Source organism: Flavobacterium columnare NBRC 100251 = ATCC 23463, assembly GCF_002530675.1.
In the GTDB taxonomy this organism is placed as follows: domain Bacteria; phylum Bacteroidota; class Bacteroidia; order Flavobacteriales; family Flavobacteriaceae; genus Flavobacterium; species Flavobacterium columnare.
Genome location: NZ_PCMX01000042.1, coordinates 1 through 13,719, shown reverse-complemented (window position 1 = coordinate 13,719; position 13,719 = coordinate 1). Strand labels below are relative to the sequence as shown.

Annotated in this window: 15 protein-coding genes and 2 pseudogenes; 7 read left to right on the top strand and 10 right to left on the bottom strand. The window is 30.9% G+C overall.

The genetic code is table 11. From position 1 onward, the window contains the following. From B0A78_RS14705 to B0A78_RS06760, 3 genes are all read left to right on the top strand, one after another. The coding region (locus B0A78_RS14705) for a hypothetical protein (protein ID WP_211282048.1) at positions 1 to 193 on the top strand (193 nt) is incomplete at its 5' end. Between the two features lie 91 nt (positions 194 to 284). Next, positions 285 to 842 (top strand): YeeE/YedE family protein, encoded by a 558-nt coding sequence (locus tag B0A78_RS06765; protein ID WP_014166538.1) that lies wholly within the window; start codon positions 285 to 287, stop codon positions 840 to 842. A 4-nt stretch (positions 843 to 846) separates the two neighbouring features. Continuing rightward, positions 847 to 1,260 carry a DUF6691 family protein gene (locus B0A78_RS06760; RefSeq protein WP_014166537.1) on the top strand — a complete coding sequence of 138 codons (414 nt, stop codon included), beginning with the start codon at positions 847 to 849 and terminating at the stop codon, positions 1,258 to 1,260. A 323-nt stretch (positions 1,261 to 1,583) separates the two neighbouring features. On the opposite strand, the gene B0A78_RS06755 is transcribed toward B0A78_RS06760, so the two are convergent. Further along, positions 1,584 to 2,417: an energy transducer TonB gene (locus tag B0A78_RS06755; protein ID WP_014166536.1), complete on the bottom strand. Its 834-nt coding sequence runs from the start codon at positions 2,415 to 2,417 to the stop codon at positions 1,584 to 1,586. 790 nt (positions 2,418 to 3,207) lie between these two features. Further along, positions 3,208 to 4,080 carry an Rpn family recombination-promoting nuclease/putative transposase gene (locus B0A78_RS06750; RefSeq protein WP_065213202.1) on the bottom strand — a complete coding sequence of 291 codons (873 nt, stop codon included), beginning with the start codon at positions 4,078 to 4,080 and terminating at the stop codon, positions 3,208 to 3,210. A gap of 108 nt (positions 4,081 to 4,188) precedes the next feature. On the opposite strand from B0A78_RS06750, the pseudogene B0A78_RS15075 reads away from it, so the two are divergent. After that, positions 4,189 to 4,266, top strand: a pseudogene (locus B0A78_RS15075) (transposase); the annotation flags it as partial. 296 nt (positions 4,267 to 4,562) lie between these two features. Here B0A78_RS15075 and B0A78_RS06745 read toward each other — a convergent pair. Then, positions 4,563 to 5,249, bottom strand: coding sequence for a nucleotidyl transferase AbiEii/AbiGii toxin family protein (locus tag B0A78_RS06745; RefSeq protein ID WP_065213203.1), 687 nt, complete (start codon positions 5,247 to 5,249; stop codon positions 4,563 to 4,565). After that, positions 5,236 to 5,535 carry a DUF6922 domain-containing protein gene (locus B0A78_RS15070; RefSeq protein WP_065213204.1) on the bottom strand — a complete coding sequence of 100 codons (300 nt, stop codon included), beginning with the start codon at positions 5,533 to 5,535 and terminating at the stop codon, positions 5,236 to 5,238. The genes B0A78_RS06745 and B0A78_RS15070 overlap by 14 nt, the downstream gene beginning before the upstream one ends. Positions 5,536 to 5,724: 189 nt before the next feature. On the opposite strand from B0A78_RS15070, the pseudogene B0A78_RS06735 reads away from it, so the two are divergent. Continuing rightward, positions 5,725 to 6,126: pseudogene (locus B0A78_RS06735) on the top strand (transposase); the annotation flags it as partial. A 387-nt stretch (positions 6,127 to 6,513) separates the two neighbouring features. On the opposite strand, the gene B0A78_RS06730 reads toward B0A78_RS06735, so the two are convergent. Both B0A78_RS06730 and B0A78_RS06725 read right to left on the bottom strand, forming a co-directional pair. Then, entirely contained in the window at positions 6,514 to 8,085 is a 1,572-nt protein-coding gene (locus B0A78_RS06730) for an Eco57I restriction-modification methylase domain-containing protein (RefSeq protein ID WP_063743049.1), read from the bottom strand. Between the two features lie 5 nt (positions 8,086 to 8,090). Further along, complete coding sequence (locus tag B0A78_RS06725) at positions 8,091 to 8,714, bottom strand: PaeR7I family type II restriction endonuclease (protein ID WP_196771909.1); 624 nt, start codon at positions 8,712 to 8,714, stop codon at positions 8,091 to 8,093. 379 nt (positions 8,715 to 9,093) lie between these two features. Here B0A78_RS06725 and B0A78_RS06720 point away from each other — a divergent pair, with 379 nt between their 5' ends. Continuing rightward, complete coding sequence (locus B0A78_RS06720; protein WP_065213206.1) at positions 9,094 to 9,390, top strand: hypothetical protein; 297 nt, start codon at positions 9,094 to 9,096, stop codon at positions 9,388 to 9,390. On the opposite strand, the gene B0A78_RS06715 is transcribed toward B0A78_RS06720, so the two are convergent. The 4 genes from B0A78_RS06715 to B0A78_RS14695 all read right to left on the bottom strand — a co-directional run bounded on the left by B0A78_RS06715 (position 9,380) and on the right by B0A78_RS14695 (position 11,491). Continuing rightward, on the bottom strand, positions 9,380 to 9,637 hold the full coding sequence (locus B0A78_RS06715) for a hypothetical protein (protein WP_065213207.1): 258 nt from the start codon (positions 9,635 to 9,637) through the stop codon (positions 9,380 to 9,382). The two genes, B0A78_RS06720 and B0A78_RS06715, sit on opposite strands and share 11 nt — an antisense overlap. A 218-nt stretch (positions 9,638 to 9,855) precedes the next feature. Then, positions 9,856 to 10,278, bottom strand: a complete 423-nt coding sequence (locus B0A78_RS06710; RefSeq protein WP_097609495.1) for a transposase — start codon at positions 10,276 to 10,278, stop codon at positions 9,856 to 9,858. A gap of 320 nt (positions 10,279 to 10,598) precedes the next feature. Further along, the gene (locus tag B0A78_RS14700; protein ID WP_050855802.1) at positions 10,599 to 11,009 is read right to left on the bottom strand and encodes a hypothetical protein; all 411 of its coding nucleotides are present in this window, start codon (positions 11,007 to 11,009) and stop codon (positions 10,599 to 10,601) included. Positions 11,010 to 11,278: 269 nt separating this feature from the next. Beyond that, positions 11,279 to 11,491, bottom strand: a complete 213-nt coding sequence (locus B0A78_RS14695) for a hypothetical protein (RefSeq protein WP_186808998.1) — start codon at positions 11,489 to 11,491, stop codon at positions 11,279 to 11,281. A 134-nt stretch (positions 11,492 to 11,625) separates the two neighbouring features. On the opposite strand from B0A78_RS14695, the gene B0A78_RS06700 reads away from it, so the two are divergent. Then, positions 11,626 to 13,401 carry a DUF262 domain-containing protein gene (locus B0A78_RS06700; RefSeq protein WP_097609494.1) on the top strand — a complete coding sequence of 592 codons (1,776 nt, stop codon included), beginning with the start codon at positions 11,626 to 11,628 and terminating at the stop codon, positions 13,399 to 13,401. Positions 13,402 to 13,719 lie beyond the last annotated feature (318 nt).

The following is a 13,719-nucleotide window of genomic DNA, read 5'->3' as shown; positions in this document are numbered from 1 at the left end:
TTTTCATTATATTGGTTGGGTTAATAAAAGAGTTATCTTAGAATTTCATAAAGAGCACCTCAAAAGGGTGCTTTTTGATTTTTTAAAATTTGGATTTAAGAAAATTAAGAAAAATAAATTTTCCTTTAATCTAGAGAATTTAATAAAATGCAATGATCTAATTGCGCTTATTTTAGGAAGAAAAAATAATTGAACGTATTTGTACCGTTGTAGATTCTAAATTTTTTTCATAACTTTTTATCTTATGACATCATTTCTTTTATTTTTGTGTAAAAATAAAAGAAATGGAAATTTTAACTCAAACTTGGCATTGGGCAATTTCGGGAGCATTAATAGGTCTCGTTATGTTATTGTTGACTTATTTCGGGAAGACCTTTGGGATGTCTTCAAATCTGAGAACAATATGTTCGATGACAGGAGGTAAAAGATCAGCTCAATATTTTAATTTTGATTGGAAGGAACAAAAATGGAATTTAGCTGTAGTATTAGGATCTATCGTTGGAGGATTTATTGCTTTTCATGTTCTAGGCGGTACCCATAATGTTGAAATTAATCCTAATACAATTGTGCAATTACAAAAGATGGGAATTGATGCTCCTAATGGTAAGTATTTACCCGATGCGTTATTTAGTTTAGATTCTGTTTTTACATATAAAGGATTAGGATTACTCTTGTTAGGAGGTTTTCTAATTGGTTTTGGAACCCCTTATGCAGGAGGATGTACTTCAGGGCATGCGATCTCTGGATTAAGTAATTTACAACTACCCTCTTTAATAGCTGTAATTGGCTTTTTTTTAGGAGGATTAGTTATGGCTCATTTTATTTTACCTTTACTTTTTTAAACAAATGAAATTACTACGTTTTTTTGCAGTTGGGTTGCTTTTTGGAATAGTTTTAACAAAAGCAGAAGCCGTATCCTGGTATCGTATTTATGAAATGTTTATGTTTCAGTCATTTCACATGTATGGTATTATTTCAGTAGCTATCTTAGTAGGTGTACTAGGGATACGATTTATCAAGAAAAAAGAGTTAACAGATGTTGAAGGGCGGCCTATTTTAATCCCAGATAAGGATATTTCTATTACTCGTTATTTACTAGGAGGTATCATTTTTGGTTTAGGTTGGGCTCTAGTGGGGGCTTGTCCTGGTCCTATTTTTATATTGTTAGGAACAGGAGTTCCTGCTATTTTTGTTGTTCTTTTAGGAGCTTTATTAGGGACTTTTGTATATGGATTATTAAAAAATAAATTGCCTCATTGATCTTACCATTATGATAACTTTTATCTTAAAGAGGTTTATAAGAAGTAGTTTTTTATCTGTTAGGGGCTTAATTTCTAGAATTTATCCGAAACCAAGAGTATCTTTTAAAATAGATCTAGAAACTAGATTTGTTTTAAATTAAAAGTTTAATAGGGCGAGTATCTCTAAATTTAAATTACAAAAAAGATATACAAAAGAAGAACTGACTCGCTAATTTGTCACTTCGACGCTAGGAGAAGACACAGATCAAGATTATACGATTTCGTTCTAAGAGCGAAATAAATAAGATTGAAATCTTTAAGATTCCAATCTTATTTAGGTTATTAATTAATTTGAATGGTGATAGGTAGCGAATATTGAGTTCTCACAGTATGCCCTTCATAGATGCCAGGTTTCCATTTTGTTTTAATTGATTTTAGAACACGTATGGCTTCTTGGTCTAAACCAAAACCAGGATTTCTAGGAACGTTTATATTTGTAATACTGCCGTCAGGTTCCACTACAAAATAAACGAATATTTTAAAGGTATTGCTCTCTTCTATTTCAGGCGTTTGAAAACGACTGCTTACAATTTTTATAAAAGCATCTAGACCTCCTGGGAACTCAGGGCTTTTTTCTAGTATAGCTGGAGCTAAAGGTTCTTCAGGGATAGGTGAAGGAGTATTAGCAGCAGATGTAGGTTCGCTAGTGTTTCCTTTCGGATCACCAGTTATACTCCCCTGTAGTGCTAACGGATTTTCTGAAATATTTTTGCCCACATCATCTGGTTTGGTTAAAATATTTTCTGGTATTTCTGTCGATTTAACAAGTTTTGGATTTATTAAATTATAGGTTTTGGGAGTTATAATGTCTGCTTTTTTAATTTTCTTGAGTTGTTTTTCAATTTGTTTTTGCTCCTTTTTTTTAGGTAAATGAACTTCTGTAACCATAATATCCCCTAAATCATTAGGAGTGTTTGTGTTTACAGGTTTATCTTTAAAGGAACTTAAAAGGATAGGCAAAACAGCAAGGCCAGTTATAAAAGAGATGCCGCTTAAAAAAGCTTTAATGCTAGTACTACTGTCTTGCTTACGTAATTGATAAGCTCCGTATGCTTTATTTTTATTTTCGAAAACAAGTTCTAACCACTCGTTATTGTTTATGTTTAATTTTGACATAGTTTTTTTGGTTTTAATAATATAAAAAATATAAACTTCTGCAGAAAGTATATTGTTTGTATGAAATAATTATGCCAAAAAAATATAAATTATCTTAAATTTTATATATTTTTTTAATTTATATTAAACTTTTAGTATGCTTTGAAGTATAATAAAAACGCAACCTCCTTTAAAACACCTTAAAAGAGATTGTATTTTTTTGTTTTTTAAAAATGATGCTTTGCAACAGTTAGACTTGTTGTACAAGACCTTCGATAGTTCAGTAAAATGGTATCTTTGTGAAAAAAACACAATTGTTATGTTTGAAAAAAAATATTCTGATGGATTAAGATAGAACAAAATACTAAATCAAGCCAAACGAAAAGATAAAGGTTTTAAATAGTTTATTTATCCTTTTGATTAGAGTATTTTGATACTAGGAAGAAGCCTATTGTAAAATGGGTAATTTATATGCCATCTTAATTTTTGACAAAAAAGGTTCATTCGTTGGTATTTTGGCGATAGACAAAATCTAAAATCCTATAATAGTTAACTTTACGAGTAAAGGTGTTTATCCCATAAGTAAAGAACATCATTTAAATAACCCTCTAAAATACCCTTCAAAAAAAGAGACGTAAATGCCTCTTGTTATCCTCTCTCAAAACTTTACGAAAAATCCATAATAATGGAAGTAGAGCGGTTCCGTTCAACAGAGGTTTACTTCACTTTGTTTTTTTTGTGTTCAGTGATTACAATTCATTGTCGGCTCTTCGAGTCCAACGAAACCTTAGCTGTTGACAGTAGCACCTTATTATAGTTTGTTGATTTCTTCTTTAGTCAAGCCTGTTGCCTGCGTAATTATTTCTACTGAAACACCTAATTTTTTTAAGGATTTAGCCGTTTCAATCTTTCCTTTTATTTCTCCTTTTATTTCTCCTTCAATTAATCCTTCCATCTTTCCTTCGTCGAAAGCAGTGTCGATAACGCCTTTTAGATCTCGGTAAACTTTAAGGCTGCTCTCGTATTTGTCTAAATCCAATTGCCCGAAATTTGCTAACTCTGCTTTTTCAAAGGCTTGGGTAAATACTTCGTCTTTGAAAATTGTGGGAATACTTTGAAAGTCTTCCAAGTTTTGGATAAAATACAACCATTTATCCAAACGGGAGCTTAATTCGTTTTCCTGCTTGTTAAAATTGGGCATTTCCAAGTAGATATAGGTCAGTTTATCGTAAAATACTTTTCCGTTTTGGTTTTTTAGTTTAATGGTATGTACTACCTCGCTTCTTTCGGGTTCGCTTTCGTAATCGTCGAAAGTAAAATCCAAAACACCTACGCAATAAACCGCTTTCAAATTATAGTTCCATTCTCCTTTTTCGGCTTGTTCTCTAATGGGAAATGTGGAGTAATAGATGGTTCTTTCTTTGAAGTAGTTTTGCTTGGCTTTTTGGAGTTCTACGATGAATTTTTCGCCTTTTTCGTTTTCGCAATAGATGTCGTAGATGGCTTTTCTGTCGAGGTCACTCTGCCCGAGTTGCTCGGTGTTTTTAAAAGAAAGTTCTTTGATCTGGTCATATTCTGGCAACAAGGCATTGAGGAAGTCGATAAGCAGGTTTTTACTGGCTTCTTCCCCAAATATCTTCTTAAACCCAAAATCCGTAAAGGGATTGATGTATTTTGCCTTCATGTTCTCAACTTGTTTTCTTGGTCAAATTTACAAAAAATAATCTTTGATGTTGATCTTAAATTTCGGAGGATTTTCGGTGGCGGTATTACAGGCAACGTTTTTTTGTAGGAGTGCAGAAAGTGTTTTGCTTTGCATATACTCTCCAAAAACTTTGTCAAAATAAGATATTATGGCTTTTTGAGTAGTATGGGAATTTGTACCCATAAGTGAAGGAAATCACTATAAAAAACACCTAAAGTAGACTTCAAAAAAAAGAGGCGTGAAATGCCTCTTGTATATCCTTAAATTTTTAGTTTGAAATCCCCATAGTGGGCGGAAGTGTAAGCGGTTCCGTTCAACACGGGTTTACTTCACTTTGTTTTTATTTGTTTTTTTGTGTTCAGTGATTACAATTCATTGTTCGTGCTCCGCACGCAACGAAACCTTAGCTGTTGTAGGTAGTTGTTTTACTTTTTATTTAAGTATGCCCTGACCTTTATTTTTCAATTAGATTTGTGATATATAAGTGATGACTTATTATTCTTTAGTTGTGAGTCTGAATGGAAAGGAATTTTATCTTTGATTTCTTTATGGTTTTCTAATATCAATAATTCGGTATTCTCAATTGGACAAAAGTCATTCGATAAACTGAATATTGTATTTATGTTATTTTCAATATAATAATTTTTCCTTCTTTCGTATAATTCCATTAGTTTGTTCAAAGAGTGATTTGGATTTTCAGTTATATAATCTAAATCATATAAATCTTTTTCTGCGTATCTATTGGTTATAGAATCTAATTTTAAAAGTCCTATATCAGACTCGCTAGCGAGTCTTATTCCATTAATTGTTTCAATTGGATGGAATAGCTTAAACCCTTGTATTATTTCAACTTTAATATTTGTATTATCTGTTGAAATAATAGTTCGAAGAAAAACGAGTTCATCATTTTGTTTTGTTGGATAACCAATATACAAAACTCTATTTTTAAATGTCTCTATTATTTCTTTTTCTATTAATTCAAAGCCACTAATACCAATAATATTTTCACAAAATAAATCAATATCTACTGACTCTCTATGCGAATATCTTATTGCTAAATTTGTGCCACCAGCTAAATAGAAACTACTTAATGAATTTAGTTGTTGTAATTCTTTAATAGTTTTCTCTAGCTCATTAGAGATATACATATTTGTTGAATTTACTTTTAATAGGAGTATTGTATCTTTTTGAAGTAAGTGAACAAATTTCGTCCGAAATTCGCTCAGTTGAAGCTATAATTACTCTTTTTATTGTTTCTTCTGTGTATAAACTTTCCAAAAACAATATGTTATCACTGTAATTTGAAAAATCTGAAAACATAAGAATACGAGATATAATAACGTCACTATCCTTATGGATGTTAAGTTTAGTCACATCCAAATCCCAAAAAATGTAGTTTGGTATTTTTTCTAATATGTTAACAGTCTTTTTCATAGCTAGTTATGATAAAAGTAATAATTATTTTTATATAGTTTCAAATTTTATACCAAAGTTTTACTTTCTGTCTTCACGTTCCGTTTTTTTACAATTACCTACAACGTCAGTCTGTGAAAAAACTCAGAAACCTCACCAAATATAGCTAAAATAGTTTGTTAAAAAAGGGGAATTTTCGTATTTTTAAAAATGCAGCATATCCAAGGGATTTCCCGTAATCAGTTACATGCATCGAGTTTAGAAGACAAAATTACTTCTGAAAACCCAGTTCGATTCATAGATGCTTTTGTTGAACACATAGACCTTCAAAAAGTAGGATTTACACCTGTTGTTTTAAAATCCGAAGGTCGTCCAAGTTTCAATACCCAAGTGTTTCTTAAAATCTATTTATATGGTTATTTGAATGGTATTCGCAGCTCCAAAAAACTAGAAAAAGAATGCATTCGTAATATTGAAATGCAATGGTTGTTAGAAGATATTCGTCCTAATTATCACAGTATTTCTGATTTTAGAAAAGACAATCCCAATGCATTGAAGCAACTCTTTAAACTGTTTGTTTCTTTTTTGAAAGATGCCGATGGGGATACAATCATACCAATTTAATAGGACTTGAAAAAGTAAACGGAGAACATAGCTTGATTATGCTAGTGTACAACATCAAGCGTACCATAAATATTCTTGGAGTCCCTGATTTAATAGCAAAAATTAAAGTTTGGAACTCACCTTACAAGACAAAGGACTTTTTTTTGATAAAAACGACTTATTTAAACCTGTTTATAGGCTTTATATTTTTTGAAACACCTCAAAGTAAGTTCAAAAATAGCATTGTTTAAAACAAAGTTATGTCAGTTTGGTGGGATGAATTGTATTCAAAAAAGAGGTTTTTTCACAGCCTGACGGTTTTGGGCTTTGCGTAGTGGCGGATTTCGAAGCACAAAACTGTCAGGCAAGCACAAATGTTGATAGAAGCACTACACTTTAATTAACCACTTCACCCGCCATTACGCAAAACCCGTGTTGGGTGCAGTATTTATTTATTATTTTGTTTGATGTTTCTAAATCTTGTCTGTCATACGCCTTAACCAAGTTTTCTCTGTCAACATTACTTAGTCCGTTTATATTAGGGATTTTAAGTTGCTTTAAAACTTGAGATTGAAATCTAGGAAGTCCGCCATTCATTCTTATTCCAATTTGAGACATTTGGTGTTTAATGAAGTCTGACATTAAAATACTTGCCAAAATCTTTAATGAAGAAATATTGTCTGCTGTGATGTAGTATAAATTATGATGGGGATAAAATTTACCATTGTCAATAAAAAGGAATTTATTTCCCGTAAGGTCGGGCAATAAAAGTTTCGGCTTACTTAATAATTCTGGCTTTATTTTATCAATTGTTTTATACCATTTATTGGGTGTTTTCTTTGCTGTATGCCTTTGCAATAGAGTTTGCTTGTTGTCATTGAAATAAGTTTGTAAATGCGGATAATGTTCTAAATCACAAAGTTCTCCATTGTCGTATGGGTTGATTAGATAATTTTCTGTCCATTTGAAAGTGTTATTTTTTAAATCAGTTGATTTAATAATTGGTAGCACCCTGTTTTTTTCAATTCCATTGAGTTCTTTTTTGTTTTTAATAAAAACTTTGTCAGCTCCTGTTGCCACACCAATACCAATTTCAAATCCTTGTTCTTCTATACCGTTTAAGGCAATATGATTTATGTTGTAATGCAAAAACAAGTTTTCCCAAGAATTACTTTTTGGATTTTCAACTTCTGTAAATTTCAAGTTGTTAAAATCAATTTGTTTTGAATTGTCTTCAAAAAACAAAACCTTTTCAGACCGTTTACTTTTTTGTATTGTCGTTATACAAGGATATGCTGTTACTACTTCATCAAAAGGTGAAGACTTTTCGATATTTAGAACTTTTCTCAAATTGTATAGAGAAGAAATTTGCTCTCTTAAAATCTTTCCGTATTGGTTATTTAGCCATCTGTTTGAACAAATAAAAGATAAAAGTCCATCAGGTTTTAATAGCTCTAATGAATACTCAAAAAATGGAATGTAAAGGTCTGCTCTGTATTTAAAAGTTTTATACCTTTTCCGATAGAAAGCCTTGTCATTTTCGGGTATAAGTTCGTGTCTTATGTATGGAGGATTGGCAACTATGCAGTCAAATTGATGGTCGAAATGCCAAGTCAGGAAGTTTGTATTTAAACAAATTTGAAGGCTTATTTTGAGCCTTTGATTAGTCAAATTGAAAATTAAATCATCAATAGTCGTAGTCAACTTAGCAAAAGCAATTGTGTCTAACTCAACAAAAGTCAAATTAGAAATTACACTATCAATAAATGAAAATTGATAATCTAAAGATGACTTGTAAAGGCGTTTTATTATTTCTGTTGCAAATGCTCCATTTCCTGATGCTGGTTCTAATATTTTAATGGAACTTAGATTTACATCAGAAGAATAGCCGACTTCATCCAATATAAATTGGACTACATTCTTATTTGTAAAGACTTCACCGTGATTTCTTCCGTTTTTACGTTCCATAGCTTTTATTGGTTAAATTCGTGAAGTTGTCCCGATAATTGTCCAATAAAAGAATGAAGAAAGGCTTCAATTGAAATGCTTTCTTCAACATTTCCGTAATCAAAATTGTCAGTTGACCAAAGTAAACAGCATTGAGAATAATGTCTTTCAAGCATAAGTTTTTGGCAAAACAAACGATACCTATCAATGTAAGAGGTGTTGTGAAACTCCTTGAATACTTTAAAATATGGTTCAGTTATTCTGACTGGAGATGTTGATTTTGCGGATTTTTCTACAATCATCATATATCCTAGCCAAGGTGCTGATTGATTAGGATATGCTTTTTCTCTAAACGCAGTCCACAAGTCAATAGCACTTCCTAATGCTTCTTCTGTCCTATTGTTAAAATTGTTTCCAAAAGAGCCAACTTGAGACTTGAGTTCAACAACTGCTATGAGCTTTTGTGTTGGTGAAATTATCAGCATATCCCAATCTTTTGTCGGTCTAAAGTAACCTGGCAATTGATTTCCTTTTATGTAGATGCAGTTTGTTGGTATTCCAATATCAACTGCAACTTGATACAAAAGATTGATAAACCCGTCTAACTGTTTGCCACCTGTAACCGAACTTCGATTGCCTGTATCTTTCACTTCTCTGTCGCCCTGTTCAGCTTTTTGTTTGTTCCTTGTGTCCCAAAAATGCTTGATGGCAGATTTTATGAGTTCGTTATATTTTTTTATGTCCATTTATTGTCTTTCTATATTGATGCAAAGATAAAAATTTATGAGGTTATTCTGTCCGTTACGGGGTTCTTTAATATTGCACCCAACGTCCCGAGTATTTATGAAGGTGGCACGAGCCAACATAGAACACTCTGATTAATAATTAATTTTTAAATTGTGCCAAAAGTTTACAAATACGCCATATCGTGACACTTTTCATAAATACTTAGTTATATGACGGTTTCGCCTACTTTCTTTTGGTTATATCTGAAAATTTTCGTAACTATGTAACCTAATTACACCATCTATGATACAAACTGAAAATATTCCTGATTACCATTCTATAAATTCAATAACTCCAGATTTTCTAATTACTTTACCTTTTGATGAAAAGGATGTAATAAACGAAACCAATGTTACTTGTTATTTTGTAGTCAGAATTGGCTTATACAAGCATAAATGTTTAGGCGTAGAGTTTTTTGATAAAATAGATACAAAAATTTTAGAAGGTAAAACTTTTAAAGACTATTTTGTTAATTACATATACATTTTTAGAGGAAACCCTTTTAACATAATCAAAGAAAAAGAGTTCTTTAAAGTTTAGATTGATAAAAATACTCTCTAATTGTCGTTTTTTCTACACCGCTTGGTTGAAATTCTGTTTGCATTACCAATTCTTTTAGTTTATCTGCAAACTCTATAATATCTCCTACAGTAGCTCCAAAAAACTCTGAAAGTACTTTTTCTCCTTGTATCAAAAAAAACTCTTGTTTAGCTTCTTGTTCCTTTTTGTAAAGCTCTGATTTCTCATATATCTCCTGATTATGCTTTGTTATTTGATGTATTAACATTTCACTTTTTCGTTTTAATAAAACGAAATACTTTCAGCGTATAGTTTGGTTTAAGCTGTCATATAACACACAAATATACGCAACTCAGCGATGATTACAAGGATAAACAAACAAAACTAGGTTTACCCAGCTAATGCCTTTAAAAGCAATACTTTTTAAAGGTACATCAAATGCGTATTTTATGTATCTTTATATAGTTTTATTGCGAAAAATAATATTTAATTCAAATTACACATTAGAGATTTCAAAGGGATAGGTGATGTTATAATTTCAAAGACCACTGAACCAAGCTTTTCTTTTTTGTTAAGTGCAATTTTCAAAACAAGCCTGTCATTTTGTTTTTCAAAATATGCCCCTATAGCAAAGGTTTTATATCGCAATGTTGTTAGTGTTTTCTGAGTTTTTTCGTGTAAAACAAATGTTCTGAAAAGAAACATTAAATTATAAGCTATCATAGTAAAAATAAGAGCTGCTTCGGTTGGGAAAAAATCTTTCAAATTAAAGCTGTCAAAGCTAAAATCATATTTCAATTCTTTTATTTTATTTTCAGCATGGCTTCTACCACGATAGAATCTCCAGATTTCTGATGGAGCAAATTCTAGATTTGTAAAATAGGCTGTGTATCTGTAGTTTTTGTGAATCTCATCCTCAGGAAAAAGACTTCATATTTTACTTGGCGCATTGGTTTTTTCTTTTAATTTTTGACGTACAACTACCATTCTTCTTGATTTTTTCCAAGACTTAGCCTTATAATTTTGCTCACAAATCTCAATACCGTCATCTAAAACAATCCAATTGTTAGATTAGTTAATTATCCTTTGAGTTGAATGATTAAATTTAGCCGCAATGATGTAATTCTTTTTAGAAGTTTCTAAATAATCCATTATCTCGTTTGAAAAAAAGCCACTATCTAATTGAATTAAACTAACGTTTTTGTTCTTTAATTTTGATAACGTATTTTCTAAAAAAGAAAAAAAATATTTGTAGAAGTACTATCTCCACTGCGCAACCACATATCTGGAACTAATTTCATATCATTTGTAAAAGTTATTAAAGTATGGTGTGATAAATTGCCTTTCTTAGAGGGGCTGTATTCTTTTTTTGCTCCTTCTTGAGTATCATATCTTGTTACTACAGAAGAGTTTATATCTAAAGTAAAATTGTCGAATTTGAAATTATCGAAAATCCAAGAATAGAAAAAATCGCTTATTTTTTGATTGGTCACTTGGTTGAATTTTTTCCTAATGTGGAATTTGGGTTTTAAGGGCTCGATTTTTTGTTGAATGTTTTTGATAACGGCAGCATTTTCTTGGCTATTATTTTGATCTAATTGATCTAAGTATTCTTGAATTCGGGCTTCAATATAAGCCAAATGTTTGTCTATCTTTTTTTGTTAAAATTAGACTTTTTACCGTTATGTGCTCTAGATTTAGCACATCAATAGAGATAGTTTCGCCTGCAATTAAATCAGCATTTTTTAAAAACGAAACAAATAATTTAAAGAGTTTTTAGAGTGCTTTGGGGTTGTTTTTTCTGAAATCAGAAATGCTATGCTAATTCGGACGAATATAGGTTAAAAGTCATTGCATTTCGATATTTCGGATGAACTCTTTTCTAACTTTATGGAGTTACGAATGTTGTTTAAATAGTCATACAAATAGATTTTAAGAAAGATTTGTTCTTGAAATTCTGACGATCTTCGGTTTTTAAAACAACGGTCGTAAATCCTATTTTATTAAGATCTATTAGTCTAACAAAAGCATCTATAAAACGCACTGGATTATCTAGAGCTATTTTGTCTTCTAAACTGGTTGTTTGTAGTTGATGGCGGGAAATTCCTTGGATATGGTACATACTTAAAAATACGAAATTTATTTTAAATTAATCATTTTAGTTATATTTGACAGAGTTTGTGAGGTTTTTTTGTAGATTGTCGTTAGTGATAATGTAAAACGAGACCCTATATAAACAGAAAATCCTAAAAAGAAATGACAGAAGAACAAAAAATAATAAGCAGATGTTTTAAAGATATATTTGACACAAATGTTAGATATGAAATTCCATTTTTTCAACGTGGATATGCTTGGGAGAAAAAGCAATGGGACAAATTGTGGGACGACATTTATGAAGAAATTTTACCAGCATTAGAAAACAACAACTTTGAAGATGAAGAACATTTTTTTGGACCAGTTGTAGTGTTAGAAAAGAGCAATGCACCACATCCAAACCTAAAAAGATATTTAATCATTGACGGACAACAAAGAATTACAACAATCTATTTACTTTTAGGACTAATAAGGAAATCACTAAACAATTTAAGTCATCTTTCATCGGAAGCACAAAACTACTGTGCAGAAATTGATAAATTGTTAAGTAATAATGTTAATGGTGGAGACGATTATTTAAAGTTAAAAGTTTTTAGCAGTAAAGGCGACAGATACCCAACATATAAAACAGTATTCCTTGAAAATCCAAGTAGTCCATATTTAGTAGAAGACCAAAAGTTATACTTTCCTGACACAAATAAAATCGACCAATTTGTTAAGTTCTATGACAAGAGAACTAAAACTTATAATGTTCAAGACCTATGGCAGTTATTTCAAGTAATTACAAAATCCCTTACAATTGTCTGGATACCATTGGACGAAAAAAAAGATGATGCACAAGCAATTTTTGAAAGTTTAAACGATGCAGGAATGCCTTTGACTGCATCAGAATTATTATGTAATTACATTTTTAAGCCAATATTAAACGACAGTACGAATGAACACGAAAAACTTCATAATGACTTTTGGCTAAAAGCAAGAAAAGAAGTTGGAGAAGGTAACTTTGAAGATTATCTCATCAACTTGTTTTCAATTGGAGAAAAAAAGCGAATTGGACAAGGACGAAGAATGTATGTTCATTTTAAAAACCGAAATAAGAAAATTACAAAAGATAAAGCGGTGGCAACGCTAAATGATATTTTGGAAAATGCCAAGTATTACAACAATATAAAACAACCTTTGAAATTTCCTCATAAAGACGGAAGAATAAAAAGTTTACTTTATAATATTTCACAAACTAATATGACTTCAATTACACCATTTCTAATGAGTGTTTTAAAAAGTTACGAGTTAAACAACCTATCTGATACTGATACCATTGATCTTTTACAAGAAACTTATGTATTATTAGTTCGTAGTAAATTTGGAAACAGACGTGTTACAAAGTTTGATACATTTTTCCCTTCTTTATTAAACGATATTATCAACGAACCGGACAAGTCAAGAGCCATTGAGAAAAAATTTCAATCAGAAGGCTTATGGGTATCAAACCAAGAGTTTGAAGATGCTTTTTTAACCAAAGAACTTTACAATCAACGAGAATTAAATTTTGCAAGACATATTTTACAAGAGTTAGACAAACATTTGCAGGAGTTTAAAGAATATCCAGACTATTCAACAATTAATACTATTGAGCATATTTTGCCCCAAACCTTAAATGAACATTGGGCAACATATTTAAAAGACGATGCAGAAAATCCGAATTTAAAAGTTGTAATTAACACTGTTGGCAACTTGCTTTTAAACAGTAGTCCTGCAAACAGCACATTTGGACAGAAACCATTCGCAGAAAAGATAAATCTTTATACAGAAGTTTCTGCATTATCGAGAAAGCTTAAAGAAAGTAATTTGTCAAAGTGGGATATTGAAGAAATAAATAATCGTTCTAAAAAATTATCAGAAAATGGACTTGCTATTTGGAAATGGAAGAACCAATAATGAAACCTCTGTTGAACGGAACCGCTCTACTTCTATTATTATGGGTTTTTCGTAAAGTTTTGAGAGAGAATAACGAGAGGCTGTCCTAAAAGTTTAGAATAGCCTTTTTTATTGCTGTTTTATTCTTAAAAATGTATTTTATACCATTTAAACGTTGAATTTTCTTTTTAAAAATAGCACATCTACAAAAGCAATAAAAATTAGTGTTGGTTCTCGATGCGCTTCGCGATCGAACGAACGATGATTTCAATTATATACTCAACCGTCTGTTCGAGTTGTTTTTTAAATGAAAAAAAACGTATCGAGAACTTTATTTTT

Coding starts and splice junctions, on each gene's coding strand:
- B0A78_RS06715 (WP_065213207.1), bottom strand. CDS start 9,637: ATGTTAATACATCAAATAACAAAGCATAATCAGGAGATATATGAGAAA.
- B0A78_RS06745 (WP_065213203.1), bottom strand. CDS start 5,249: ATGTATATCTCTAATGAGCTAGAGAAAACTATTAAAGAATTACAACAA.
- B0A78_RS06750 (WP_065213202.1), bottom strand. CDS start 4,080: ATGAAGGCAAAATACATCAATCCCTTTACGGATTTTGGGTTTAAGAAG.
- B0A78_RS15070 (WP_065213204.1), bottom strand. CDS start 5,535: ATGAAAAAGACTGTTAACATATTAGAAAAAATACCAAACTACATTTTT.
- B0A78_RS06730 (WP_063743049.1), bottom strand. CDS start 8,085: ATGGAACGTAAAAACGGAAGAAATCACGGTGAAGTCTTTACAAATAAG.
- B0A78_RS06720 (WP_065213206.1), top strand. CDS start 9,094: ATGATACAAACTGAAAATATTCCTGATTACCATTCTATAAATTCAATA.
- B0A78_RS06700 (WP_097609494.1), top strand. CDS start 11,626: ATGACAGAAGAACAAAAAATAATAAGCAGATGTTTTAAAGATATATTT.
- B0A78_RS06765 (WP_014166538.1), top strand. CDS start 285: ATGGAAATTTTAACTCAAACTTGGCATTGGGCAATTTCGGGAGCATTA.
- B0A78_RS14695 (WP_186808998.1), bottom strand. CDS start 11,491: ATGTACCATATCCAAGGAATTTCCCGCCATCAACTACAAACAACCAGT.
- B0A78_RS06760 (WP_014166537.1), top strand. CDS start 847: ATGAAATTACTACGTTTTTTTGCAGTTGGGTTGCTTTTTGGAATAGTT.
- B0A78_RS06755 (WP_014166536.1), bottom strand. CDS start 2,417: ATGTCAAAATTAAACATAAACAATAACGAGTGGTTAGAACTTGTTTTC.